The organism is Zavarzinia sp. (genome assembly GCF_041650655.1).
GTDB lineage: Bacteria > Pseudomonadota > Alphaproteobacteria > Zavarziniales > Zavarziniaceae > Zavarzinia.
The window spans coordinates 1-23,366 of record NZ_JBAZKR010000001.1 but is presented as its reverse complement, the minus strand read 5'-3'; the positions used below and the strand labels follow the sequence as shown (position 1 = coordinate 23,366).

The 23,366-nt window shown below is 67.9% G+C and carries 24 protein-coding genes; 11 read left to right on the top strand and 13 right to left on the bottom strand.

The genetic code is table 11. The features are described 5' to 3' along the window. Nucleotides 1–12 precede the first annotated feature (12 nt). From WC493_RS00120 to mutM, 3 genes are read right to left on the bottom strand one after another with little or no spacing between them, the layout of a single operon-like run. Nucleotides 13–789 carry an enoyl-CoA hydratase gene (locus WC493_RS00120; protein ID WP_373061232.1) on the bottom strand — a complete coding sequence of 259 codons (777 nt, stop codon included), beginning with the start codon at nucleotides 787–789 and terminating at the stop codon, nucleotides 13–15. 22 nt (nucleotides 790–811) lie between these two features. Next, a complete protein-coding gene (locus tag WC493_RS00115; RefSeq protein WP_373061230.1) occupies nucleotides 812–958 on the bottom strand; it encodes a hypothetical protein in 147 nt (48 codons plus the stop codon). Nucleotides 959–965: 7 nt separating this feature from the next. Next, entirely contained in the window at nucleotides 966–1,793 is an 828-nt protein-coding gene (mutM, locus tag WC493_RS00110; RefSeq protein WP_373061228.1) for a bifunctional DNA-formamidopyrimidine glycosylase/DNA-(apurinic or apyrimidinic site) lyase, read from the bottom strand. A gap of 47 nt (nucleotides 1,794–1,840) precedes the next feature. Here mutM and ubiE point away from each other — a divergent pair, with 47 nt between their 5' ends. Together ubiE and ubiB are read left to right on the top strand one after the other, a co-directional pair. Continuing rightward, nucleotides 1,841–2,626, top strand: coding sequence for a bifunctional demethylmenaquinone methyltransferase/2-methoxy-6-polyprenyl-1,4-benzoquinol methylase UbiE (gene ubiE, locus WC493_RS00105; protein WP_373061226.1), 786 nt, complete (start codon nucleotides 1,841–1,843; stop codon nucleotides 2,624–2,626). 10 nt (nucleotides 2,627–2,636) lie between these two features. Next, the gene (ubiB, locus tag WC493_RS00100) at nucleotides 2,637–4,199 is read left to right on the top strand and encodes a 2-polyprenylphenol 6-hydroxylase (protein WP_373061224.1); all 1,563 of its coding nucleotides are present in this window, start codon (nucleotides 2,637–2,639) and stop codon (nucleotides 4,197–4,199) included. Here ubiB and WC493_RS00095 read toward each other — a convergent pair. Further along, the gene (locus WC493_RS00095; RefSeq protein WP_373061222.1) at nucleotides 4,189–4,782 is read right to left on the bottom strand and encodes a hypothetical protein; all 594 of its coding nucleotides are present in this window, start codon (nucleotides 4,780–4,782) and stop codon (nucleotides 4,189–4,191) included. The genes ubiB and WC493_RS00095 overlap by 11 nt on opposite strands. 117 nt (nucleotides 4,783–4,899) lie before the next feature. On the opposite strand from WC493_RS00095, the gene coaBC reads away from it, so the two are divergent. The 3 genes from coaBC to cysK are packed head-to-tail and all read left to right on the top strand — an operon-like array spanning nucleotide 4,900 to nucleotide 7,572. Then, nucleotides 4,900–6,123, top strand: a complete 1,224-nt coding sequence (gene coaBC, locus WC493_RS00090; RefSeq protein ID WP_373061220.1) for a bifunctional phosphopantothenoylcysteine decarboxylase/phosphopantothenate--cysteine ligase CoaBC — start codon at nucleotides 4,900–4,902, stop codon at nucleotides 6,121–6,123. Continuing rightward, nucleotides 6,123–6,587 carry an Rrf2 family transcriptional regulator gene (locus WC493_RS00085; RefSeq protein ID WP_373061218.1) on the top strand — a complete coding sequence of 155 codons (465 nt, stop codon included), beginning with the start codon at nucleotides 6,123–6,125 and terminating at the stop codon, nucleotides 6,585–6,587. Before coaBC ends, WC493_RS00085 begins: the two co-directional genes overlap by 1 nt. Nucleotides 6,588–6,609: 22 nt before the next feature. After that, a complete protein-coding gene (gene cysK, locus WC493_RS00080; RefSeq protein ID WP_373061216.1) occupies nucleotides 6,610–7,572 on the top strand; it encodes a cysteine synthase A in 963 nt (320 codons plus the stop codon). 127 nt (nucleotides 7,573–7,699) lie between these two features. Here the strand turns inward: cysK and WC493_RS00075 are convergent, their stop codons facing one another. Both WC493_RS00075 and WC493_RS00070 read right to left on the bottom strand, forming a co-directional pair. Further along, nucleotides 7,700–8,851, bottom strand: coding sequence for a thiolase (locus WC493_RS00075; RefSeq protein ID WP_373061214.1), 1,152 nt, complete (start codon nucleotides 8,849–8,851; stop codon nucleotides 7,700–7,702). Continuing rightward, a complete protein-coding gene (locus tag WC493_RS00070; RefSeq protein ID WP_373061212.1) occupies nucleotides 8,851–9,246 on the bottom strand; it encodes a Zn-ribbon domain-containing OB-fold protein in 396 nt (131 codons plus the stop codon). The genes WC493_RS00075 and WC493_RS00070 overlap by 1 nt, the downstream gene beginning before the upstream one ends. Before the next feature lie 128 nt (nucleotides 9,247–9,374). On the opposite strand from WC493_RS00070, the gene WC493_RS00065 reads away from it, so the two are divergent. Then, entirely contained in the window at nucleotides 9,375–9,689 is a 315-nt protein-coding gene (locus WC493_RS00065) for an SCP2 sterol-binding domain-containing protein (RefSeq protein WP_373061210.1), read from the top strand. A 163-nt stretch (nucleotides 9,690–9,852) separates the two neighbouring features. Then, nucleotides 9,853–10,488, top strand: a complete 636-nt coding sequence (locus WC493_RS00060) for an OmpA family protein (protein WP_373061208.1) — start codon at nucleotides 9,853–9,855, stop codon at nucleotides 10,486–10,488. A gap of 51 nt (nucleotides 10,489–10,539) precedes the next feature. Here WC493_RS00060 and WC493_RS00055 read toward each other — a convergent pair whose 3' ends face one another. The 4 genes from WC493_RS00055 to WC493_RS00040 all read right to left on the bottom strand — a co-directional run bounded on the left by WC493_RS00055 (nucleotide 10,540) and on the right by WC493_RS00040 (nucleotide 15,875). After that, the gene (locus tag WC493_RS00055) at nucleotides 10,540–11,748 is read right to left on the bottom strand and encodes a DUF3047 domain-containing protein (protein ID WP_373061206.1); all 1,209 of its coding nucleotides are present in this window, start codon (nucleotides 11,746–11,748) and stop codon (nucleotides 10,540–10,542) included. Nucleotides 11,749–11,752: 4 nt separating this feature from the next. Next, nucleotides 11,753–12,937 carry an acyl-CoA dehydrogenase family protein gene (locus WC493_RS00050; protein ID WP_373061204.1) on the bottom strand — a complete coding sequence of 395 codons (1,185 nt, stop codon included), beginning with the start codon at nucleotides 12,935–12,937 and terminating at the stop codon, nucleotides 11,753–11,755. 105 nt (nucleotides 12,938–13,042) lie between these two features. Beyond that, nucleotides 13,043–14,566, bottom strand: a complete 1,524-nt coding sequence (locus tag WC493_RS00045) for a wax ester/triacylglycerol synthase family O-acyltransferase (RefSeq protein WP_373061202.1) — start codon at nucleotides 14,564–14,566, stop codon at nucleotides 13,043–13,045. A 64-nt stretch (nucleotides 14,567–14,630) separates the two neighbouring features. Continuing rightward, nucleotides 14,631–15,875, bottom strand: coding sequence for an MFS transporter (locus tag WC493_RS00040; protein ID WP_373061200.1), 1,245 nt, complete (start codon nucleotides 15,873–15,875; stop codon nucleotides 14,631–14,633). A gap of 134 nt (nucleotides 15,876–16,009) precedes the next feature. Between WC493_RS00040 and WC493_RS00035 the strand changes: the two genes are divergently transcribed. The 4 genes from WC493_RS00035 to WC493_RS00020 all read left to right on the top strand — a co-directional run bounded on the left by WC493_RS00035 (nucleotide 16,010) and on the right by WC493_RS00020 (nucleotide 20,276). Beyond that, the gene (locus tag WC493_RS00035; protein WP_373061198.1) at nucleotides 16,010–17,110 is read left to right on the top strand and encodes a peptidase C39 family protein; all 1,101 of its coding nucleotides are present in this window, start codon (nucleotides 16,010–16,012) and stop codon (nucleotides 17,108–17,110) included. 11 nt (nucleotides 17,111–17,121) lie between these two features. After that, nucleotides 17,122–18,594, top strand: coding sequence for a RimK family protein (locus tag WC493_RS00030; protein WP_373061196.1), 1,473 nt, complete (start codon nucleotides 17,122–17,124; stop codon nucleotides 18,592–18,594). Continuing rightward, a complete protein-coding gene (gene mepA, locus WC493_RS00025) occupies nucleotides 18,594–19,433 on the top strand; it encodes a penicillin-insensitive murein endopeptidase (protein ID WP_373061194.1) in 840 nt (279 codons plus the stop codon). Before WC493_RS00030 ends, mepA begins: the two co-directional genes overlap by 1 nt. Before the next feature lie 63 nt (nucleotides 19,434–19,496). Next, nucleotides 19,497–20,276, top strand: coding sequence for an alpha/beta hydrolase (locus WC493_RS00020; RefSeq protein WP_373061192.1), 780 nt, complete (start codon nucleotides 19,497–19,499; stop codon nucleotides 20,274–20,276). Here the strand turns inward: WC493_RS00020 and WC493_RS00015 are convergent. The 3 genes from WC493_RS00015 to WC493_RS00005 form a co-directional block, all read right to left on the bottom strand. Continuing rightward, nucleotides 20,251–21,231: a DUF4424 family protein gene (locus WC493_RS00015; RefSeq protein ID WP_373061190.1), complete on the bottom strand. Its 981-nt coding sequence runs from the start codon at nucleotides 21,229–21,231 to the stop codon at nucleotides 20,251–20,253. The two genes, WC493_RS00020 and WC493_RS00015, sit on opposite strands and share 26 nt — an antisense overlap. A 96-nt stretch (nucleotides 21,232–21,327) precedes the next feature. Further along, complete coding sequence (locus WC493_RS00010; protein ID WP_373061188.1) at nucleotides 21,328–21,954, bottom strand: DUF882 domain-containing protein; 627 nt, start codon at nucleotides 21,952–21,954, stop codon at nucleotides 21,328–21,330. Nucleotides 21,955–22,252: 298 nt separating this feature from the next. After that, nucleotides 22,253–23,366: murein L,D-transpeptidase (locus WC493_RS00005; RefSeq protein ID WP_373061186.1), on the bottom strand; the 1,114-nt coding region annotated here is incomplete at its 5' end.

Below are 23,366 nucleotides of genomic sequence, written 5' to 3'. Positions count from 1 at the left end.
TTTGCCGGCCGATCAGCGCTGCTTGAAGACCGGCTTGCGCTTCTCGACGAAGGCGGACATGCCTTCCTTCTGGTCTTCGGTCGCGAAGGTGGAGTGGAACAGGCGGCGTTCGAACAGCACGCCTTCCAGCAACGTGGTCTCGTAGGCGCGATTCACCGCCTGCTTGGCCATGCGCACGATCGGCTGGGATTTTTCGGCGATCACGGTCGCAACCTTCACCGCTTCGTCGACCAGATCGGCGGCCGGCACGACGCGCGAGACGAGACCGGCGCGCTCGGCTTCCGCAGCATCCATCATGCGACCGGTCAGGCACATTTCCATCGCCTTGGACTTGCCGACGAAGCGGGTCAGGCGCTGCGAACCGCCGATGCCGGGAATCGTGCCCAGGTTGATTTCAGGCTGGCCGAATTTGGCGTTGTCGCCCGCCAGGATGAAGTCGCACAGCATGGACAACTCGCAGCCGCCGCCCAGCGCGTAGCCGGCGACCGCGGCGATGATCGGCTTCTTGATCGCGCAGATGCGGTCGTGTTCCTTGGCGAAGAAGTCGCTCTTGAACATGTCCATATAGGACTGGGGCGCCATTTCCTTGATGTCGGCGCCGGCCGCGAAAGCCTTGGCGCTGCCGGTCAGCACGATGCAGCCGACGCCCTCGTCCGCGTCGAAGGCTTCGAGCGCGGTGCAGAGCTCGCCCAGGAGCTGGGCGTTCAGCGCGTTCAGCGCCTGCGGCCGGTTCAGGGTGATCAGGGCCACCGCCCCGCGGGTTTCAGTCAGGATGGTCTCATAGGCCATGACGCGCTCCGCTACCTTTCAGTCAGAGGGAATGGGGCCGCAGCTCGAGGCGGACGGCGAGCAGCCCCGCCGCCTGCGGCAATATAACGATCGCCGGCATCGCCGAAGCCCGACGATAGGCGAGTTCCGCACTGCCCCGCGACAGCGGACCGAGGTGAGCAGGTCGCATTCCCCCCTCACCTCTGGCAACGCGGGCAGAAATAGGTCGATCGGTTGCTCTGCACGATGCGCCGGATGGCGACGGCACCGCAAGCCGGGCAGACCTCGCCCTCGCGGTCGTAGACCTTGAAGGCGTGCTGGAAATAGCCGAGTTCGCCGTCCGCCTGCACATAGTCGCGCAGCGTCGAGCCGCCGGCCGCGATCGCTTCGGTCAGCACGTCGCGGATCGCCGGCACCAGGCGCTCCGCCCGCTTGCCGGCGACGCTGGCGGCCTCCCGCGTCGGTGCAATGCGGGCGCGGAACAGGGCTTCCGAAACATAGATATTGCCAAGGCCGGCGACCACGGTCTGGTCGAGCAGCGCCGCCTTGATCGGCGATCTTTTGCCCGCGAGGGCGGCCGACAGGGTCTCCGCATCGAAGGAATTGCCGAGCGGTTCCGGCCCGATCCCCGCCAGCAGGGGATGGGCTTCCAGCGTATCGACATGGCCGAGGACCATGAGGCCGAAGCGGCGATGGTCGTTGAAGATCGCCCAGGGCCCCTCTTCCGTCTCGAACACCACATGGTCGTGCGGCTTCTCGTCGGGCATCGGGCCGTCGCCGACGGTCATCCGCCCGGACATGCCAAGATGGGCGATCACCACGGCGCCGTCGTCGAGTTCGATCAGCAGATATTTGGCCCGGCGCCGGATTGCGACGATCCGCCGCCCCGTCAGGACTTCCGCGAATCGGGGCGGGAACGGTACGCGCAGATCGGGCCGCCGCACCTGGACACGGGCCAGTTTCCGGCCTTCCAGGGCGATCGCCAGGCCACGGCGGACGGTTTCGACTTCGGGCAGTTCAGGCATGCGCGGAGCCTAGCGGCAGATGCGCCGGGGCGCTATGGTGTCGCGCCATGACCGATCACGCCCAAGCGCCGAACGCGACCGAACCAAACGCGACCGACAAGGTCACCCACTTCGGTTTCGAGACCGTCCCCGAGGCCGACAAGGCCCGCCGCGTGCGCAGCGTCTTCGATGCGGTCGCCAAGCGCTACGACATCATGAACGACTTGATGTCGGGCGGGGTGCACCGCCTGTGGAAGACGGCGATGATCGATTGGCTGAACCCCGCCCCGGGCAGCCATCTGCTCGACGTCGCGGGCGGCACCGGCGACATCGCCTTCCGCTTCCAGGACCGGGCCGGGCCGAAGTCGCGCGTCACCGTGCTCGACATCAATGCCGAGATGATCCTGGTCGGGCGCGACCGCGCGCTGGACCAGGGCCGTTTCGGCCTCGACTGGGTGGTGGGCGACGCCGAGAAACTGCCGCTGCGCGACCGTTCGGTCGACTATGTGACGATCGCCTTCGGCATCCGCAACGTCACCCATATCGCCGAGGCGCTGAAGGACATGCGCCGCGTGCTGAAACCCGGCGGGCGCTTCCTGTGCCTCGAATTCTCCAAGGTCGTGGTGCCCGGGCTCGACAAGATCTACGAGGAATATTCCTTCCGCCTGATCCCGCAGATCGGCCGCATGGTGGCCGGCAATGCCGATGCCTACCGTTACCTGGTCGAGAGCATCCGCCGTTTCCCGGACCAGGAGACTTTCGCCGGCATGCTGCGCGACGCCGGCTTCGAGCAGGTCCAGGTGCGCAATCTGACCGGCGGCGTCGCGGCCCTGCACAGCGGCTGGCGCCTCTAGGACGCGGCCGGTGCTGGCGGCCCTGCGCCATTCCTGGCGGCTGTTCCGGGTGGCCCGGCGGCTCGCCGTGCACGACGCCCTGTTCCCGGCCGAACTGGTCGAGGAATTGCCGCTCTCGGCGCGGCTGGCCCGGCGCCTGCTGTCGATCCAGCTCATGCCGCGGCGGCTGCACCTCGAAGGCAAGTCGGCGGGCGAGCGCCTGGCCGTCGCCCTGGGCAGCCTGGGCCCCACCTATATCAAGCTGGGGCAGAGCCTGGCGGCCCGCCCGGACCTCGTCGGCGAGCAGGTCGCCCGCGCGCTCTCGCAGCTCCAGGACCGGGTGCCGCCCTTCCCGACGGCGGAGGCGAAGCGGATCATCGAGCACGAGCTGATGCATCCGCTCGACCAGATCTTCAGCGCGCTCGACGAGCAGCCGGTGGCCGCCGCCTCGATCGCCCAGGTCCATTTCGCGACGACGCGCGAAGGGCGCGAGGTCGCGGTCAAGGTCCTGCGTCCCGGCATTGAGGCCGCCTTCCGCCTCGACCTCGAAGCGCTCGCCTGGGCGGCGGAAATCGCCGAACGCTGGATGCTGCCCCTGAAACGGCTCCGCCCGCGCGAAGTGGTGCGGACGCTGGCCGAAGTCTCTTTCCTCGAGATGGACCTCCGCCTCGAAGCCGCCGCCGCCTCGGAACTGGCGCTCTCGCTCAGCCCCGACGGGCGGGTGAAGGCGCCTGCTGTCGACTGGAGCCGGACGGCGCGGCGCGTGCTGACCGTCGACCGGGTGCGCGGCATCCCGATCGGCGACCGGAACCGCCTGGTCGCCGCCGGCCACGACCCGCGCGACCTCGCCAAGCGGCTGATGCAGAGTTTCCTGGACCAGGCGCTCGGCCACGGCTTCTTCCATGCCGACCTGCACCAGGGCAATCTCTTCGTCGCCGACGACGGCACCATCGTGGTGATCGATTTCGGCATCATGGGCCGGCTCGACCGGGCGATGCGCCGCTTCATGGCGGAGACCCTGATCGGCTTCATCACGGCGGATTACAAGCGGGTCGCCCGCGTCCACGCCGAGGCGGGGATCCTGCCCGCTTCGAAATCGGTCGAACTCTTCGCCCAGGCGCTCCGCTCGATCGGCGAGCCGATCCTGGGCCGGCCGACGCGGGAGATTTCGATCGCCCGCCTGCTGCAGCAGCTCTTCATGGTGACCGAGACTTTCGCCATGGAGACCCAGCCCAATCTGCTCATGCTGCAGAAGACCATGGTGGTGGTCGAGGGCGTGTGCGGCAGCCTCGATCCCGACATGAACATCTGGGAAGTATCGCGTCCCGTCGTGGAGAAATGGCTGGTCTCGACCTTCTCGCCCGAGCATCGCCTGCTCGACGCGGCCGAAGGGGCGGCCGGCCTGGCGCGGCGCCTGCCCTCCCTGCTCGACAAGCTGGAACGCTTCGGCTCCCAGGTGACCGAGAGCGGCCTCCGCCTCCATCCGGAGACGGCACGCGCCATCGCAGAAGGTCAGGCCAAGACGCAGCGCCGGCTGTGGTGGGCAGTGATCGCGCTGGCCGCCGCCGTGGTCGTCCTCGCCCTCACTCGCTGAGCCTGGTCGCGATACACTCGGCCCAGGCCTTGCGGCCGGCGGCACTGCCCTTGAGCGAGACCGGATAGGCGAAGCCCGGCAGGTCGACCGCGCTCACACGAAGATCGGCGCCCTTGGCGAAGGCATCCAGGAAGGCGGCCGCGGCGTCACCCGGGATCGCCATCGACAGCGCGTCCCCCGCCTGCTGGACCCGCGCCGGTGCGAAATCCTTGCCGTCGATGCTGAGCGCCGCCTTGCGTTCGACCTTGCCCTCGACCGCGGGCAGGTCGGGTGAGCGGAGCCCGATGAAAACATCCTTCGAGACCGCGGGCGGTGTCGCCGCCAGCCAGAAGCGCCGCGTCCCCTCGCCGGTCTGTTGCAGGGTACAGACGGCATAATCCCGCCCGCTCGAATCATGCAGCTTGCCGGCACCGACCTGCCAGCCGCCGGCCAGCACGGCCACCGCCCCCGGCTGCTCGGCCGAGGCCGAGGTCGGCGGCGCGGTCTCGCAGCCGGCGAGAAGAAGCCCCGCCGCGCCCAGGGCGGCAACGATCATGGCGGCACGCATATAGTCCCCCGAATTCTCCAGCGGAGAGAAGGTCACGGCGGCACGGCGCCGTCAACGGCCCCTATCCCGAACGTGAAACGGCATTTCCATTGAATTCCACCAACATTACGTATAAAACTTGATTCCTCACCTCCATTGCGCGGGGCAAGCGGAATGGCCGAAAAGCGTGTTCTTCTGGTCATCGGCGGCGGCATCGCCGCCTATAAGGCGCTGGAGCTGATTCGCCGCCTGCGTGAACGCGGCATCGCTGTGCGCGCCATCATGACCGCGGCGGCGCGCGAATTCGTCACCCCCCTGTCCGTCTCGGCGCTGACTGGCGACAAGGTCTACGGCGAGCTGTTCTCGCTCACGGACGAAGCGGAAATGGGGCATATCCAGCTCAGCCGCGCGGCCGATCTTCTCGTGGTCTGTCCGGCCACCGCCGATCTGATGGCCAAGATGGCCAACGGCCATGCCGACGATCTCGCCTCGACCGCCCTGCTCGCCACCGACAAGCCGGTGCTGATCGCGCCTGCCATGAATGTCCGCATGTGGAACCATCCGGCGACGCGGCGGAACCTGGCCCGTCTCCGGGCCGACGGCGTCCTGGTGGTCGGGCCGAACGACGGCGACATGGCCTGCGGCGAATATGGCCCCGGCCGCCTGGCGGAACCCCACGAGATCCTGGCCCGGATCGAGGCATTCTATGCCGAACAGGCGGCGCCGAAGCCCCTCGCCGGCAAGCGGATCGTGGTCACCTCTGGCCCGACCCACGAGCCGATCGATCCGGTCCGTTACATCGCCAACCGCTCCTCCGGCCAGCAGGGCCATGCCATCGCGGGCGCCCTGGCGGCGCTCGGCGCCAAGGTCACCCTGGTCTCCGGCCCGGTCACCCTGCCTGATCCTGCCGGCGTCGAGACCCTCCATGTCGAGACCGCGCGCCAGATGGCGGCGGCGGTCGAGGCGGCACTGCCCGCCGATGTCGCAGTCTGCGCGGCCGCAGTGGCCGACTGGCGGGTCGCCGGCGAAGCCGATCAGAAGATCAAGAAGGACGGCTCGGGCCAGGTGCCGGCGCTCTCCTTCGTCGAGAACCCGGACATTCTCGCCAGCCTTTCCAAGGCGGGCGAGAAGCGTCCGCCGCTGGTCGTCGGCTTCGCCGCCGAGACCGAGCATGTAATCGATCACGCCAAGGCCAAGCTCGCCCGCAAGGGCTGTGACTGGATCGTCGCCAACGATGTCGGCAGCGGTCCCGAGGGTGGCGTGATGGGGGCACGGGACAATGCCGTGCACATCGTGACGGCGGACGGGGTCGAGAGCTGGCCCCGCCTGCCCAAGACAGAAGTGGCCGCGCGCCTCGCCGCGCGGATCGCCGAGACCGTGAAGGAACGGAACATCTGATGCTACGCCTATCGCGCAAGATGCTCTTCGCCCTCGAGGCCGTGGTCGACATCGCCTATAACGCCCGGCCCGAACCGGTACAGTCGAAGGAGATCACCCGGCGCCAGGGGATCCCCCAGCGTTACCTCGAGCAGGTGATGCAGCAGCTCGTCCATGCCGGCGTGCTGAAGGGCGTGCGCGGCCCCAAGGGCGGCTACCGCCTGGCCCGGGAGAGGCGCCGCATCACGGTCGGCGAGATCATCCGCGTGGTCGGCGCGGTCGAGGCCGGCGAGGAGGAGGAAGACGGCGAGGGCGGCGTGATGACTTCAGACCTCGGCCGCAAGGTCGTCCAGCCGCTCTGGAACGAGCTGCACGAGACGATCATGGCCAAGCTCGACTCGATCACGGTCGAGGACCTGTGCCGCCGGGCGGAAACGGCCGGTGTCCATTCCGAGGGCCGCGAACGCATGGATTTCTCGATCTGACGGCATTCCCAGGGAGACCAAGATGACCACCACGGACAAGAAGCCGGGTCGCGGCCGCGTCTACGACAGCATCACCGAGACGATCGGCGACACCCCCCTCGTCCGCCTGCACCGCCTGGCCGAACAGGCGGGCGCCAAGGCCGACGTGCTCGCCAAGCTCGAATTCTTCAACCCGCTCTCCAGCGTCAAGGACCGCATCGGCGTCGCCATGATCGAAGCCCTCGAAGCCGAGGGCAAGATCAAGCCGGGCGCCACCCTGGTCGAGCCGACCTCGGGCAACACCGGTATCGCGCTCGCCTTCGTCGCGGCCGCCAAGGGTTACAAGCTGATCCTGTGCATGCCGGAATCGATGTCGATGGAACGGCGCAAGATGCTGCTGATCCTGGGCGCCCAGCTCGAACTGACGCCGCCCGAAAAGGGCATGCGCGGCGCGATCAACCGGGCCGAGGAACTGGTGAAGGACATCCCCGGCGCGGTCATCCCGCAGCAATTCGCCAATCCGGCCAATCCGGCGATCCACCGCGCCACCACCGCGCTGGAGATCTGGAACGACACCGCGGGTGCGGTCGACGTGGTGATTTCCGGCGTCGGCACCGGCGGCACCATCACCGGCATCGGCTCGGTCCTGAAGTCGCTGAAGCCGAGTGTCAGGATGGTCGCGGTCGAGCCCGAGGACAGCCCGGTGCTCTCCGGCGGCCAGCCCGGCCCGCACAAGATCCAGGGCATCGGCGCCGGCTTCGTGCCCCCCGTGCTCGACCGCAGCCTGATCGACGAAATCATCACGATCGGCAACGAGACCGCCTTCGAAACCGCCCGCAAGGCGGCCCGCCTCGAGGGCATCGCCTGCGGCATCTCTTCGGGTGCGGCGATTTCCGCCGCCCTCGAAGTGGCGGCCCGGCCCGGGATGGAAGGCAAGACGGTCGTCGCCATCATCCCGAGCTTCGCCGAACGCTATCTCTCGACCGCGCTGTTCGACGGGCTGTAATCGGTCAAATCCCTCCAATCGTCATGCCCGGGCTCGTCCCGGGCATCCACGAGAACAGCGCGCCGGACCGAGAGACGTCGATCGCCGGGTCGAGCCCGGCGATGACGGCCAAGGCTGGACGGCTTCGTCAGAGCGTCTCTTCGAGGCCGAGAACCGCGGTCACCTGGGACGACCAGTGGCCGCCGTTGCCGTGACAGAGGGCGAGTTTCGGCGCATCCAGCTGGCGCGCCCCGCATTCGCCGCGGAGCTGGCGCACCGCCTCGATCAGCAGGAACAGCCCGTACATTCCGGGATGCACGCAGGAGAGCCCGCCGCCATTGGTGTTGAGCGGGAAACCGCCGCCGTGGCGGAGCTTGCCGTCGCCGACGAAACGCCCGCCCTCGCCCTTGGGACAGAAGCCCAGGTCTTCGAGGAACATGATCGGCGTGATGGTGAAGGCGTCATAGAGCATGACGAGGTCGAGGTCGGCGTGGCCGACGCCGGCCATTTCCATCGCCCGCGGGCCGGATCGGCTGGCCGAGGAGGTGGTCAGGTCCGGCATGGAGGAAACCCAGCGGTGCCAATTCTCCGCCGCGACCCCGAGCAGATAGACCGGCGCCTTGGGGAAATCCTTGGCCCGTTCGGCCCGCACCATGACGATGGCACCGGCGCCGTCGGTCACCAGGCAGCAGTCGCGCACCGTGAGCGGGTCGGACAGCATGCGTGACTTCAGCACGTCCTCGATGGTGAGCGGCCCCCGGGCATAGGCTTCGGGGTTGAGATTGGCCCAGGTCCGGGCCGCGACCGCGACTTCGGCGAGCTGTTCCCGCGTGGTGCCGAATTCGTGCATGTGGCGGGCCGCCGCCAGGGCATAGGCGGAAACGGGATAGCGCGGCTTGTAAGGCGCCTCGAAGGGAACCACCTCGCTGGTCGTGACGAATTTGCCGGCGCCGGTCTTCTGGTTGGAGCCATAGGTGATCAGGGCGACCTCGCAGAGCCCGGCCTGGAGCGCCAGCGCCGCCCATTGCATATGGGCGAGGAAGGACGAGCCGCCGGTATTGGTGCCCTCGGTCACCTTGGGGCGGAGGCCCAGATATTCGGCGACCGAGACCGCCGGCATGGAATTCACCATGGTCGCGGAAAAGACGCCGTCGACGTCGGAGAGTTTCAACCCGGCCTCGGCCAGGGCGGCATGGGTCGCGTCGGCGATCAGGTCGAAATGGCTGCGGCCCGGCGCCTCGCCGATGCCGGCTTGGCCTGCGCCCACGATGGCGGCGGAACCGCGAAGGGTATGTGCCATCACGCCCCCTCCCCGGCCACGAAGACCACCACGGGGGCACCGTCCTCGGTCACGATGCGGGCTTCGACCGCGAGGCCGATAGTCACGGCCGTGGGCGCCATGCCGTCGACCCGGGACATCATGCGCGCCCCTTCGGCGAGATCGATCAGGGCGATGTTGAGATCGCCCCCCTCTTCCGGCCGGCGGCGCAGCACGGTGGTCGAATGCACGGTGCCGCGGCCGCTGGCGGGGCGGAGCGACGTGGTCCGCGCGCCGCAATGCGGGCACAGCACGCGGGGGAAGAAGTGATGGCGCCCGCAGGCGGCGCAATGGGGCAGGGTGAAACGCCCCGCCGCCAGGGCATCACGCCACAGCCGTTCCGGCCCCGGCCCTTCGGCGGTCAATTCGATCGTCACGCTCGGCTCTCCTCACATGTTTTTTTGGCACCCTATCGGGGGCGACGGAGCGCCGCAAGCAATGGAGGATTGGCCGGCGCCGCCCGATTCCCTATCCTGGGGCGGCAGCAAGACGGGGGGAATGCGGCATGGACGGGGAAGCGATTCACCAGATCACCGAGGACATCAGAACTCGGGTCGGCGAGAACTGCGGGCTGGGTGCCAGCCTCAAATTCGTCTTCGGCGACCGGGGCGTGGTGCTGGTCGACGGCAAGGCGACACCCAACACGGTCACCAACGACGACCTGCCGGCCGATTGCACCATCAAGGTGAGCCTGGCCGACTTCAAAGCCATGGCGGACGGCAAGCTGGACGGCACCACCGCCTTCATGATGGGCAAGCTGAAGGTCGAGGGCAACATGGCCGTCGCGATGAAGCTCGGCCCCATTCTCGGGCGGAAATAGCCGCCGGGAAGCGCGGAACCGCAGGCCATGCGGCGGGGTTCAGCAATCAAAGGCGGGGGTCTGTGATCCGGATCACAGGTGCGGGCTGGCACCATGGCCGCCGCGCGCATAATATGCGGCGTTCACGGGGCGCTGGGCGGAACGGAAGCAAGAGGAAGCAACGATGTTCAAGAAGGTGGTGGTATTCGCCCTGGTCGGCGGCCTCGCGGGCGCCTGCACCCAGGACGGCCGCATCTCCAACACCGGAGCCGGTGCCGGCATCGGTGCGCTGCTCGGCGCCGGGGTCGGCGCCGCGGTGGCCGGCAACCGCGGCCAGGGCGCCCTGATCGGCGCCGGCATCGGTGCGCTGGCGGGCGGTGCCGTCGGCTATTACATGGACGAACAGGAACGCCAGCTGCGCCAGAAGATGGCCGGCACCGGCGTCGAGGTGCAGCGCGTCGGCGACAACATCAAGTTGATCCTGCCCGGCGGCATCACCTTCCGCACCGGCTCGTCCGAGATCCAGCCGCAGTTCTATCAGCCGCTGGACCAGATCGCCGGCGTGCTGCAGCAATATCCGCAGTCGCTGGTCGATGTCGTCGGCCATACCGACAATGTCGGCTCGCAGCAGATGAACCAGCAGCTCTCGGAACGCCGGGCGTCCTCGGTCGCGTCCTACATGCTGTCGCGCGGCGTGGTCGCCCAGCGCATCAACGCCTATGGCATGGGCGAGAACCAGCCGGTGGCCGACAATTCGACCGATTTCGGCCGCCAGCAGAACCGCCGCGTCGAAATCCTGATCCGCCCCTATACCGGCTGATCGTCAGTCGTCGTGACGTTTCGGGGGCGGCTTCGGCCGCCCCATTTCGTTTCAGCCGACCGGGATGCGCTGCTCGCCCTTGACCAGGGCGATATCGGCGAAAGTGGCTTCGCCCCGGCCGCGGCCGAACAGGCTGTTGGCGATCAGCCAGACCCGTTTCACGCGCGCAGGGATGGCACCGCCGATCGCGGCCCCATAATCGGCATGGATGTCGCGCGTCTCGCCCAGCCAATGGCCGAGTTCGGCCGTGCCGCTGCGCAGCACCACATGGGTCTCGCGCGTCTTCCAGGTCGGCAGGGGGCAGCGGTAGACGGTGCCGATCGGCAGTGCCGCACTCCAGTAATAGGTCAGGTCCTGGCCGTTGTCATATTCGACCGCGATCGACAGATAGTCGTGGGAAGGCAGCGAATCCTCCCGCAGGTCGCCCGGTAGGCGGTCGACCCGCCATTGCCATTCCAGGCGCAGCCCGGGCTCCAGCGGCATATCGGCGTCATATTGCAGGATCGCCACGTCGCGCTTGGTATCGCAGCCGATCGCCCGTTCGTGCCCCGGGACCTCGCAGCGGAAGAAAGTCTCGGAATTGCCCAGGAGCCACAGGTGTTTCCAGCCGTCCGGCGGCTCCCGCCCGGCGAACAGGCGATCCAGCTCGCCCGCCACCAGCCCCTCGAAATCACCGAGGGCGGCGAGCGCGCGAAGCCCGTCCTCGATCGGCACGGCCCAGACCAGCACGGCCGCCAGCATGGTGCCGGAAACCTTCTCGTAATCGGCCGGATCGGTACCCAGGCGGCCGTCCGGCGTCGCCCATTCGCCCGGGAAATAGGACGCGAGGGAGAAATCGCCCGACTTGTCGGCGACGAAGGAATGGCTCGCCCTCGTGCCCCGGAAGACCGGCCCGGCACCGAGCTTGAACCAGAGCTGGAAGGGCGGCGCCACCCAGATGTCGAGCGGCTTGGCGAGGTCGGTCCGCCCGATCGAGAAGACCGTGACCTTGTCGCCGGGATCGAGCCTGATGCCGCTGCCGGTCCAGGGCTTCTGGGTCGAGGGCAGTTCCACCAGCCGGGCGTCGACCAATGTGCCGGCCGGCAGTCGCTTCAGGACCGTCTGGAAATGGCGCCGGAAGCCGGCGAGATCGGGCGCCGGCGCCGCCCCGCCGGTAAGGCGACGGCGCAGGTTTCGAAACCCCAGGCGTGCCGCGACGCCGAGCTCGGTCGCCTTGGTGGGCGTATAGGCGCGGGGCAGAGGATCCGGGGCTTCGGTCATGGCGTCAGAGTCCGAGCACGAGTTTCGACATGATGTTGCGCTGGATCTCGTTGGCGCCGGCATAGATCGAGGCGGCCCGGTTGTTCAGATATTGCGCCATCAAGACGGGCGCCGCCGCGGGGCCGAGGGGTGTTGCGTTGGCACCCGGCCTGGTCCAGTCGTGGGCATAGGGGATCGCGGCATTGCCCAGCGCCTCGATGCCGAGTTCGTTCACCCGCTGCAGGAGTTCGGTGCCGAGCGTCTTCAGCATGGAGGATTCGGCCGCCATCATGGCGCCCTGGCTGATCGCCGCCATCACCCGGTGCTCGGTCATGGTGAGCGCTTCGAGGGCGACGCCCGCCTCGGCCAGGCGGCGGGTGAAATCGCCGTCCTCGGCCGCCCCGGTCTCCTGCGCGATCGCCTTCACCTTCTCGAGGCCGACGCGGATCCGCGCGGCGAAGGAATTGCCGCGTTCGTGCACCAGGAGATATTTGGCGATGGTCCAACCCTGGCCCTCCGCCCCGATCCGGTTCGCCTTGGGCACGCGGACGCCGTCGAAGAAGACCTGATTCACCTCGTGGTCGCCGGCCAGCGTGATGATCGGCTGGATGGTGATGCCGGGCGTATTCATGTCCAGCAACAGAAAGGTGATGCCCTCCTGCGCCTTCACGGTGAAATCGGTGCGCACCAGGGCGAACATGCGGTTGGCGTAATGAGCCTGGGTGGTCCAGATCTTGGTGCCGTCGATGATGTAATCGTCGCCGTCGCTGGTCGCCCTGCATTTGAGCGAGGCGAGGTCGGAGCCCGAGCCCGGCTCGGAATAGCCCTGGCACCAGTAATCCTCGCCGGCCAGGATGCGCGGCAGGTAGAATTCCTTCTGGTCGGGCCGGCCGAAGGCCATGATCACGGGCGCCACCATACGGAGCCCCATGGGGCTCAGGGGCGGCGTCTCGGCCAGGGCACATTCGGTGTCGAAGATATATTTCTGGCTCACCGTCCAGCCGGTGCCGCCATATTCGACCGGCCAGTCCGGCGCCGCCCAGCCGCGGGCGTTCAGGATCTTCAGCCAGCCCAGGTTCCATTCCCGCTCGGAAAAGGCGCTGGTCGAGGCCTTGCCGGCCTGGCGCAGTTCCTCGGTCAGATCCTTGGTCAGAAAGTCACGCACTTCGGCGCGGAATTTCTCGTCCGCATCGCTGAAGCGAAGCTCCATACCGTCCTCCCCTCGCCGCGCTTGCCGCGGTCTTCGACGCCAGTCTGCCTGTTCCGCCGGGCTGCACTCAAGCCCCGCGCGGAAGACGTCGCGGCCGCCTGGGCTTCAGGCCGCGGGGCCGCGCCGCTTCCCCGCGATTTCCTCGACCGTGCCCTTGATCCGGCCCGCACCCAGGGTGGGCCTCGCCCGTTCGGCGACCTTGGCCGCGACCTCTTCGGCCGCCGCCACCCGGCCTTCCGCCGCCTGGCGGAGTTCGTCCAGCGCGGGTTGCAGCAGGTCGACGAAATGGTCGACGTCGGGCACCGTCTCGCGGTCGACGATGACGCCGAATTCGACGTGGTCCATGTAGGACTGCACGGTGATGTTGATGCCGATCGTATCGGCCGGGATCGAGACCGGGAAGATGTGCTGCACCTTGGCGCCGGCGAGATAGAGCGGGAAGCCCGGCCCCGGCACGTTGGAGATCACCACGTTGAAGGGCGGGCGGTGATAATCCGCGATCTTGTAGCGGGAATAGAGCCGGGCCGCCCGCGCCGCGACCGCCGGGGCAGCGAAGAGCGACCAGTCGCGCAGCATGTCGGCCGGCAGGGCCTTGTAGGAATCCTTGGCTTCGCGGGTCGATTCCTTGATCGCCGCCACGCGCGCGATCACATCCTCGACCTCGGTCGCGAGCGAGACCAGCATGGCCGAGACGCGGTTGTTCAGCTCGCCCTTCTGCGCCTCGCTGCGCACCGAGATCGGGCACATGGCGATCAGCGGCTTGTCCGGCAGGTCGTTCTTTTCGGCGAGATAGGCACGCAGCGCACCAGAACAGATCGCCAACACGATGTCGTTCACAGTGCAGCCGAGCAGGTTCTTCGCCGCCTTGACCTCGGCCAGCGAGATCGTCTTCACGGCGAAGCGCCGGTGCGGCGTGAGCGCCCGGTTGAACAGGGTGCGCGGCGCCTGGAAGGGGGCCGGCGGCAGATGGGCGCCCGGCTCCAGCGCGCGCCGGCCGACATTGAACGCAGTGCCGAGCAGCTTGGGCACCCGGCGCAACATGGAGAGCGGCTGAACGACGCCATGCACGGCGGCGCGGGCCAGGACCTCGATCTCGTTCGGCGCGCGGTCCGGCACCCAGGGCGTCTCGGGCGGCGGCACCTCCCGTGGCACGACGTCGAAATCGAGCAGCGAGACCATGAGCTCGGTACCCGCCACCCCGTCGATGCAGCAATGGTGGATCTTGGTATAGACCGCCGCCCGCCCTTCGGAGAGGCCTTCGATCACATAGAATTCCCACAGCGGGCGGGAACGGTCGAGCGGGCGGGAATGCAGGCGGGCGACCAGTTCCATCAGGTCCGCCATGGTGCCGGGCGGCGGCACGGCGATATGGCGCATGTGGAAGTCGAGGTCGAAATCCTTGTCCTCGACCCAGAGCGGATGATCGATGTCGAGCGGCACCATCTGGAGCCGGCGGCGATAGGCGCGGGCGAGATGCAGGCGGCTGGCGACCAGGGCCTTCACCCGGTCGAAGAAGCCGGCGCGCAGCATCTCGGGCAATTCGAGGATCAGAAGCCCGCCCACATGCATGTGGTTGGTCGACGTCTCCAGATAGAGGAAGGAGGCGTCGAGGCCGCTCAATCGTTCCATGGTCTCCCCTCACGCCTTGCCGGCGCTTGACTGCCCATGGTGGTAGCGGGCTTCGGCCCTTCGTTCAATCGCCGAATCGCCGCGCCCCGTCCTGGTCGGAACGCGGGTTGAGGGAGGAGACCACGGGCGCCGTCGGCATGGCGACGAAGCGGCCCTGCTGCGCCGTCGGCGTGGCCTGACGCACGCGCATCCGGTAGAGCGTGAAGCCGGCGATCACGACATAGATCCCGGCAACGAAGGCGAACAGGCCGGCAGGCCCGATCCAGCCCATCATGAGGCCGGCCACCGGCGGCCCGGCGACCGAGCCGATCGCCCAGGACATGAGCAGGCCGGCAGAGACGCCGACCACTTCGCCCGGCGCGATGAAGTCGTTGGCGTGGCCGACCGCGAGCGGATAGATCACGAAGGCGACACCGCCGAACAGGAAGCCGACGACATAGAGCGCTTCCGCCGACTTGCCCATGAGGGCGGTGACGATAGCCACGGTCGCCGTCGCCAACAAGGCGCCGAACAGCACGCTGCGCCGGTCGAAACGGTCGGAGAGCCAGCCGATCGGCCATTGCAGGGTGAGGCCGCCCATGAAGATCAGCGACATGAACAGGGCGATCTGCCCGGTGTCGAGCCCGATCGCCGAGGCATAGGTCGGCCCCGCCATGGAAACCGCGCTATTGGCCGCCCCGCAGCCGAGCGTGGCGGCGACCGCGACCGGCGAGACCCGGAACAGGCGGAGCAGGCCATAGCTCTTGGCGCCGCCGACGAAGGGCGCCTCGGCCCGGGAGAGCGAGACCGGCACCAGGCAGAGGCCGAACAGCATGGCGGCGACCATGAATTGCACCACCCCGCCCGGATCGGCCACCGCGACCAGGGCCTGGCCGCCGGCATAGGAGAGCTTGTCGGAGATCATATAGGTGGCGAGCACGGCGCCCCGCGTGCCTGCGGTAGCGCGGGCGTTGAGCCAGCTCTCCGTCACCATGTAGAGCCCGGCGGAGCAGAAGCCGGCGCCGGCGCGCAGTGCGGTCCAGACGTAAGGATCGTCGGTCAGGCCGAGCCCCAGGGCCGAAGCGGTGGCGAGCCCGCCGAAGGCGGCGAAGGCCCGCACCGGGCCGACGGCGGCGATCGCCTGGCGCCCCAGCAGGCAGCCGAGCAGGAAGCCCAGCGGGTAGCCGGTCAGCACCAGCGAAACGATGACCGAAGCCGTGTCGTGCTGCGCCAGGCGGATGCCGACGGTGGTGGCCAGCAGGCCCGTACCGCTCGAAACAAAGGCGATGCCGACCAATACGGCGGCGACCGTCAACAGCGTTCGGACCATTTCCACCTCCCCGGGGTGGAGATAATGGGTCGATGCCGGCCGTGCATCAAGCCGCCCCGTCCACCGCTTCCGGCATGCAAGCCATCCCATGCGAACCCTTGAAGCCGGCCCCGGTTCCGTGCTCCAACAAGGTGATGATCCGCCCGGCAACCAAGGCCGACCTGCCGGCCCTGCTCGACATCGAGGCGCGCGCCTTTTCCGGCGACCGCCTGTCCTCGCGCAGTTTCCGCCACCTGCTCACCAAGGCCCACGCCCGCACCCTGATCGCCGAAGACGACGCGGGGACGATCCTCGGCTACACCAGCCTGCTGTTCCACCAGGGCACCTGGATCGCCCGGCTCTATTCCCTGGCGGTGGCGCCGGAGGCACGGGGCAAGGGCCTGTCCCGCCCCCTGCTCGACGCCGCGATCGAGGCCGCACGCGGGGAAGACTGCGCCGTGCTCCGCCTCGAGGTCCGGGAAGACAATCTCGCCGCCCGGCACCTCTACGAAAAGGCCGGGTTCCGCCGCTTCGGCGTGCACGAGAGCTATTACGAGGACGGCGAGCGGGCGCTCCGCCTGGAGAAATCCCTGGCCGAGGCACCGCGGCCGACCGTCCGCACCCTGCCCTATTACGCCCAGACGCTGGATTTCACCTGCGGCCCCTCGGCCCTGATGATGGCAATGCGCGCCCTCGACCCCGCCTCGCCGCTGGACCGGCGCGAGGAACTGCGGCTGTGGCGCGAGGCGACCACGATCTTCATGACCGCCGGCCACGGTGGCTGTTCCGCCCACGGCCTGGCACTGGCCGCCTGGCGCCGCGGCTTCGAGGTCGAGATCTTCGTCAACGACGACAACGCCCTTCTCCTCAACAGCGTGCGCGGCACCGAGAAGAAGGAAGTCGTGCAACTGGTCCACGAGGACATGGTGGAACAGGTCGAGGCGGCAGGCATTCCGGTGACCCGCGGCGTGCTCGGCCTCTCCGCCCTGGTCGAGCGGGTGACGGCGGGCGAAGTGCCCCTCGTTCTCGTCTCGACCTGGCGCATGGCGGGCGAGAAACAGCCCCATTGGATTGCCGTTTCCGACGTGGACGAGCACTTCGTCTACGTCAATGATCCGACCGTTTACGACGACCGGACAGAGGGCGATTCGATCCGCATGCCGATCGCGCGCCCCGAATTCGAACGCATGGCCCGCTTCGGCCGCGGCCAGCAGAAAGCGGCGGTGGTGATCAAGGGCCGCCGTCACCAGTCCTGATTGGAGATCAGATGCCCGCCCATGCCATCGTCGTCGAGAAACGCCACGACTTCCGCTGGGACGACCCGGGTCAACGGGTGATCACCGTCCTCGACTATCTCGACCATGCCGAAGAGCTGAAGCTGCGCAACGTCAAGGTCGTGAATCTCTGCCGCGACTTCGCCTATCTCTCGGTCGGTTATTATTGCTCGCTGCTGGCGGAAGCCCGGCGTGACCGCGTGATCCCCTCGGTCTCGACCATCCTGGAACTCGACCAGCGCGCGCTCTACAAGGGCGCCCTACCCGACCTCGACGGCGAATTGAAGCGCTGCCTCAAATCCTGCGCCGCCGGCAAGGCGCCGGCCGAGCTCTTCGTCTTCTTCGGCAAGACCGACGATGCCGATTTCGAGAACTTGGCGGAGGCGGTGTTCGACCGCTTCCGCACCCCCCTCCTGAAACTCGACATCGAGTGCGAGGACGGCACCTGGCACATCGCCGCGCTGCATGCCCTCGCCCCCAAGGAAGTGCCGGCCGAGCTGGACGCGCTCTTCCTCTCGGCGCTCGAGTCCTACACCCAGAAGCGCTGGGTGAAGCCGCGCATGAAATCGGTGCCGCGCTACGACATCGCCATCCTGCACGATCCCGACGACAAGCTGCCGCCGAGCGACGCCCGCGCCCTGCACCGCTTCGTCCGCGTCGGCTCCGAACTCGGCATGGACGTCGAGCTGATCACGCGGAAGGATTTCGCCAAACTGCCGCAGTTCGACGCGCTGTTCATCCGCGATACCACCTCGGTGCCGCATTACACCTTCCGCTTCGCCAAGCGGGCGGAAGAGGAAGGCATGCCGGTGATCGACGATCCGGCCTCGATCCTTCGCTGCGGCAACAAGGTCTATCTGGCCGAATTGCTGGCCGGCAACGGCGTGCCGGCACCGCGCACCATGATCTTCGCCAAGAACCGGATCGGCGAGATCGAGAAGGAATTCCGCTGGCCCGTCGTGCTCAAGATCCCCGACGGTTCCTTCAGCCGGGGCGTGAAGAAGGCCGCCAACCGGGACGAGTTGGACGCGATCCTGAAGGAGATGTTCAAGGAGAGCCAGATGGTCCTGGCCCAGGAATATATGCCGACCGATTTCGACTGGCGGGTCGGCATCCTGGACAGGAAACCTCTCTTCGTCTGCCAATATTTCATGTCCAAGGGCCATTGGCAGATCGTGAAGCACGAGCAGGGCGGCACCTATACCGAAGGCGCCGGGCGTACCTGGGCGGTCGACGAGGCGCCGCGCGAAGTGGTCGAGACCGCGCTCAAGGCCGCCAATCTGATCGGCGACGGGCTTTACGGCGTCGATCTCAAGCAGAACGAACACGGTGTCTTCGTCATCGAAATCAACGACAATCCCAACATCGACCTCGGTGTGGAGGACAATGTCTTGAAGGACGAGCTCTACCGGATCGTGCTGCGCTCGTTCCAGCGCCGCATCGACCAGCGCCGCCAGGCGCGCTGATGCTGCGCGGCCTGCTGCTCGCCACCCTGCTGCTGGCCGGCGGATCGGCCGCGGCCGAGACGCGCTACGACACGCCCTGGGCCAAGATTTCGGCCCCGGCGCCCGGCACGGTGCAGGCGATCGGCGGGCCGGCGCGAGGCTGCATCCTGGGCGCCCATTCGCTGGCACCGGACGGCACCGGCTTCGAAGTGCTGCGGCGCTGGCGGAACCGCTTCTGGGGCCATACCGAACTGATCGACTATCTGACCCGGCTCGGCAAGAAGCTGATCGCCGCCGGCATGAAGCCCATGCTGATCGGCGACATGTCGCAGCCGCGCGGTGGCCCGATGGCGACCGGCCACCGCAGCCACCAGATCGGCATCGACGCCGACATCATGTTCACGCCGGGCCCGCTCTCGCCCCAGGCGCGCGAAACCTTCGAGGATCCGCCCTCGATGCTGACGGCGGACGGCGGCGCGGTCGATCCCGCGCGCTTCGGCCGGACCCAGCTCGCCATGCTGAAGCTCGCCGCCGCCGACCCGCAGGTGGCGCGCATCTTCGTCAACTTCCACATCAAGAAATATCTCTGCGGCACGCTGGCCCCGGGCGAACGCGCCTGGATCGGCAAGCTCCGCCCCTGGCTCGGCCACGACGAGCATTTCCACGTCCGCCTGCGCTGCCCGACCGACAGCCCGAAATGCGAGGAACAGGACCCGGTGCCGACCGGCGACGGCTGCGACGATACGCTGGCCGCCTGGTTCCGCCCCGCCCCGCCGCCCGATCCCAACGCGCCGAAACCGGCGCCGGCCAAGCCGAAACCCCTGCCCGCCGCCTGTACCACCGTGCTTTCCGCCCGCTGATGAAATTTGCGCCGGACAGGCGCAGAATCGGCGGGCGAATCGGAGGCGAATTGGGGGGACAGAATGCCATCCGTCGACCGCCGCCTGCTGATCACCGGCACACTCGCCCTGCTGGCTTCCGCCTGCAGCGGGACACAGCCACCCCCAGGCCCGGTCGGCCGGCGCCAGGACTACGGCATCCTGATGGCCGACGGCACGCGGATCGTGCCGCCGCCCGGCCATGATACCGGCCTGCGCTGGCCCGCCGTGGTCTTCCTGCCGGCGACCGGCGGCACCTCCGCCGATCTCTACCGTTCCTATGCCGCCGAACACGCACGGCGCGGCACCTATGTCGCCGTGCTGCCGCCGGGCTCCAACTCCGCCTCGGACTATGCCACGGGCGAGCGTTTCGCCGACCTGGTCGAGACCTGGGACGCGCGCGTGCTGGCGACCCTGGATGCCAATGGCGAGCGTTTCGCGATCGACAGGAGCCAAGTCGCCCTGGCCGGCTTCTCGATGGGCGGCGACCTCTCTTGGGCGCTTTCGCTGATCAGCCCCCAGGCCTTCTGCGGCGCCGTGGTGATGGGCAGCCGCTGCGGCTGGCGCAGCGACGACGGGCTCGGCGTGCTGGCCTTCAGGGGCTATCGCTTCGCCCTGCTCCGGGGCGATTCCGAAGCCTCCGCCCGGGCCGACGGCATGGCGGCCGCCCGCCGCCTGCTCGACGCCAACGGGATCCCGGCCCTGTTCCGGGAAGTGCCGGGCGAACATGTGCGCGCCCCGCCGGACACTTTCGCCACCGCCCTCGACTTCGTGCTGGGCGAGACGCCGGTCGCCGCCCTCAGTCGCCCTTCTGCACGATCATGATCGAGAGGTCGCGGGTCGGGACGAAATCCTTTTTCTCGACCTCGAAGGTGGTCGGGCCCGTCTTTTTCACGCCGTCGGCGCAGAAGGCGACGACATTGTCCGGCGCGCCCTTGTCCACGGTCAGGTGAAAGCGGCCGATCGGCCCCGCCCAATTGGCCCCGGTGGTCAGGATATAGTCGACCACGAAGACGCCCGCCTCCTCGTTCTCGAGGTCAAAGCGCTGGGCGATCGCCTTTCGGACGCCGGAGTCGATGCAGAAGCGCTGCACCATTGCCGCCTCGCGGATCACTTCGGGATAGAGCATGAAGGAGCCGGTGACCGGGCGGTAATGGTGGTCGACCTCGACCGGCTTGCCGGCCGGGAAAGTCTGGTGCCAGTAGTAGCTGACCTTCAGCGTCCACTTCGGATGGGTGTAGCGGGTGCCGTCCGGCTCCGGCGGGTCGCGGGTGATCAGGCCCTGTTTCTCCAGCTCGTCCATCGCCGCGGGCGTCGCCTTGGCGAAGGGATCATCCTCGGCCCAGAGCAGCAGCTTTGATGGTTCGAGCAGGCCCAAGGGGCGCAGCAGGTCGGAAACGTCCCGCTGGCCGACGAAGGCCCGGGCTTCGAGCGAGGGCGTCACCGGCTTGCCGTCGACGCTGACCTGGAAATCGACGAAATTCGTGCTCTGCCGGTTCGGGATGTCCCAGCCGGTGTTTTCCAGTTCGGCGAAATCGAGCGGCGGCAAAGGAAAGGCGACCACGCGGTCGGCGTCGGCCATGCCCTGGTTCAGGAAGCGATAATGCACATCGATCCGGTCGGCGGCGATGCGGAGATCCTCCGAGACCATGGTGATGTCGTGGTCCTGGACCAGTTCGAGGCCGCCGGCCCCGATCGCGGCACTGGAATCATTGGCCCGCGCCGGGCCGCAAGCCAGCACGGCCGCCAACACCGCCGCCGCCCCTCCGAAGACGCGCATGAGCCCCCCCCAGCATCCCCCGATGCCATGAAAAACGGGGCCGAAGCCCCGTTTCACGCTAGCACCGATCGTTCGGGAGTTCAGCCTCCCATGACCTCAGCCCCAGGTGCGGACCGGGCCGGTGTCGACATGGACGAAGCCGGAACGGCGGTAGAAACCGACGCCGCCTTCACCGAGGTCGAGCGCGGTCTTGTAGATGCCGCGCAGGTCGTAGCCCGGCAGGCGGATGTCGAGGGCCATGCCCTGGATGTGGAAGGAGTGCTGGGCCACGCTCCGGCTTTCGGCGGCGCGGATCGCATTGGTGCGGGGGGCGCGATAGGCCGAGACGATCTGCACCGCCTGGGCGCCGATGCCGAGGCGCTGGCCCATGGCCACCAGCAGGTCGAAGAGCTGCGGGTCGATGCGGTGGACTTCGTTGGCGCGGTGGTCGCGCAGCACGATGTTCAGCTTCTGCAGGGCTTCCGGCACATAGTAGCCGTCCCGCCAGTAGACGGTGTCGAAGCTCTCCTGCGTGTTCATGTTCACGAGGTGGAGGCGGCGGGTGCCGCCGGTGGCCGCCAGGGCCGAACCCGGCTTGGCCAGACCGACCGCTGCGACTGCTGCAGCGCCGAAACCGAGCAGCTGGCGACGGCTGTGAGCGGGAGTATCGGCGGAGGGCCGGGGGTCGGCGCCATCCGAAACGGCAACCGAATTCACGCGACTGAACAGACGCTCGAACGCCATCTCTGCACCCCTCTTGCCCCTACCGTGTCCCTTGCCCGAACACGGCGTCAGTCAGAAACCCTGCGGCATCTCGCGCGATGCCCTGATTTTCCTGTCGAATCACCGGCTTGGCCGGCGACGGGTTGAGATTACTCAGAGCTGACGGTGTTGCAACCCCGGTACGGTCAAGATGGCGTCGAAATGGCCGATTATTTCCTTCACAACTGGGACTAAATTGTCACACCCATCGCTGCATTGCGAAAAAGAATTCGCCCGGCAGGCGACTACCTGCCGGGCGAATCCTGTTTCAGCGAAAGGATCAGATCCCGTCGGCCAGCATCACCGGGCGGCCCAGCCCCTTCTGGATGCGGGCGTCGATGCCATAGAGGTCGTCGCGGAACTGGGCATTGCCGTCGGCGTCGACCCAGGCGGTGACATAGGTGATGCGGACCCCGATCGAATGCACGACGTTGATGAAGATGGTCGAAGTCGTGCTGGCCACCGTGGCGTCCATCCGGGTGCGGTCCCAGCCTGGCACGTCGCGCAGCAGATGGGCGCCCAGGGTGAAGGGATCCTTCACGCGGACGCAGCCCGAGCTATAGGCCCGGATGTCGCGCGCGAAGAGTTCCTTCTCCGGCGTGTCGTGCATATAGACGGCGTAGTCGTTCTGGAAATTGATCTTCAGGCGGCCCAGCGAGTTGCCGGCCCCCGGACTCTGCCGCAGGCGGTAGGGGAAGGCCCTGCTGCGCGGCATCTGCGACCAGTCGATGGTCGTGGGATCTACCGGCTGGCCGTTGGCATAGACGGTATAGCCGTGCCCGGTCAGGTAATTCGGGTCGTTGATCTGCTTGCGCACGATGTCTTCGCCGGCATTCCGCGCAGGCACCGACCAGGGCGGATTGAGCACGACGTTGGAGACCCTGCTCTGCAGCAGGGGCGTCTTGCGCTCGAGCCGGCCGATCACCACCGGCGTCGTGAAGGCGAGCGTGCCGTCCTCGAAATAGCGAAGCGTGAATTCCGGGATGTTGACGACGATCCGGGTCGGGCCCAGGTCGTCGAGCTGCTGGCGCCGGCGTTCCATGTTGACCAGGATCTGGCCGATCCGGGTTTCCACCGAGGTCGCCATGTCGGCCAGGGTCTCCTTACCGATGACGCCGTCCGGCTTCAGGCCATGACGGAGCTGGAAGTGCTTCACCGCATCGAGCAGGGCGGGATCGTAATGGGTCGGGCGCGAGGCTTCGGCCGCGGCCCCGTCGGTCACGGCAAGACGGGCGCGAATGGCGACGATCCGCGAATCCACGGCACCGGGGGTGATCTTGGGACCGCCGACTTCGACCATGGGCCAGCCGCCGGCCGCCGCAATGGCGCGGTACTCGGCGAGCAGGCGCTTCAGCGCGCGATATTCGTCGTCCTGCGGCCCGATCGAAGAAAGC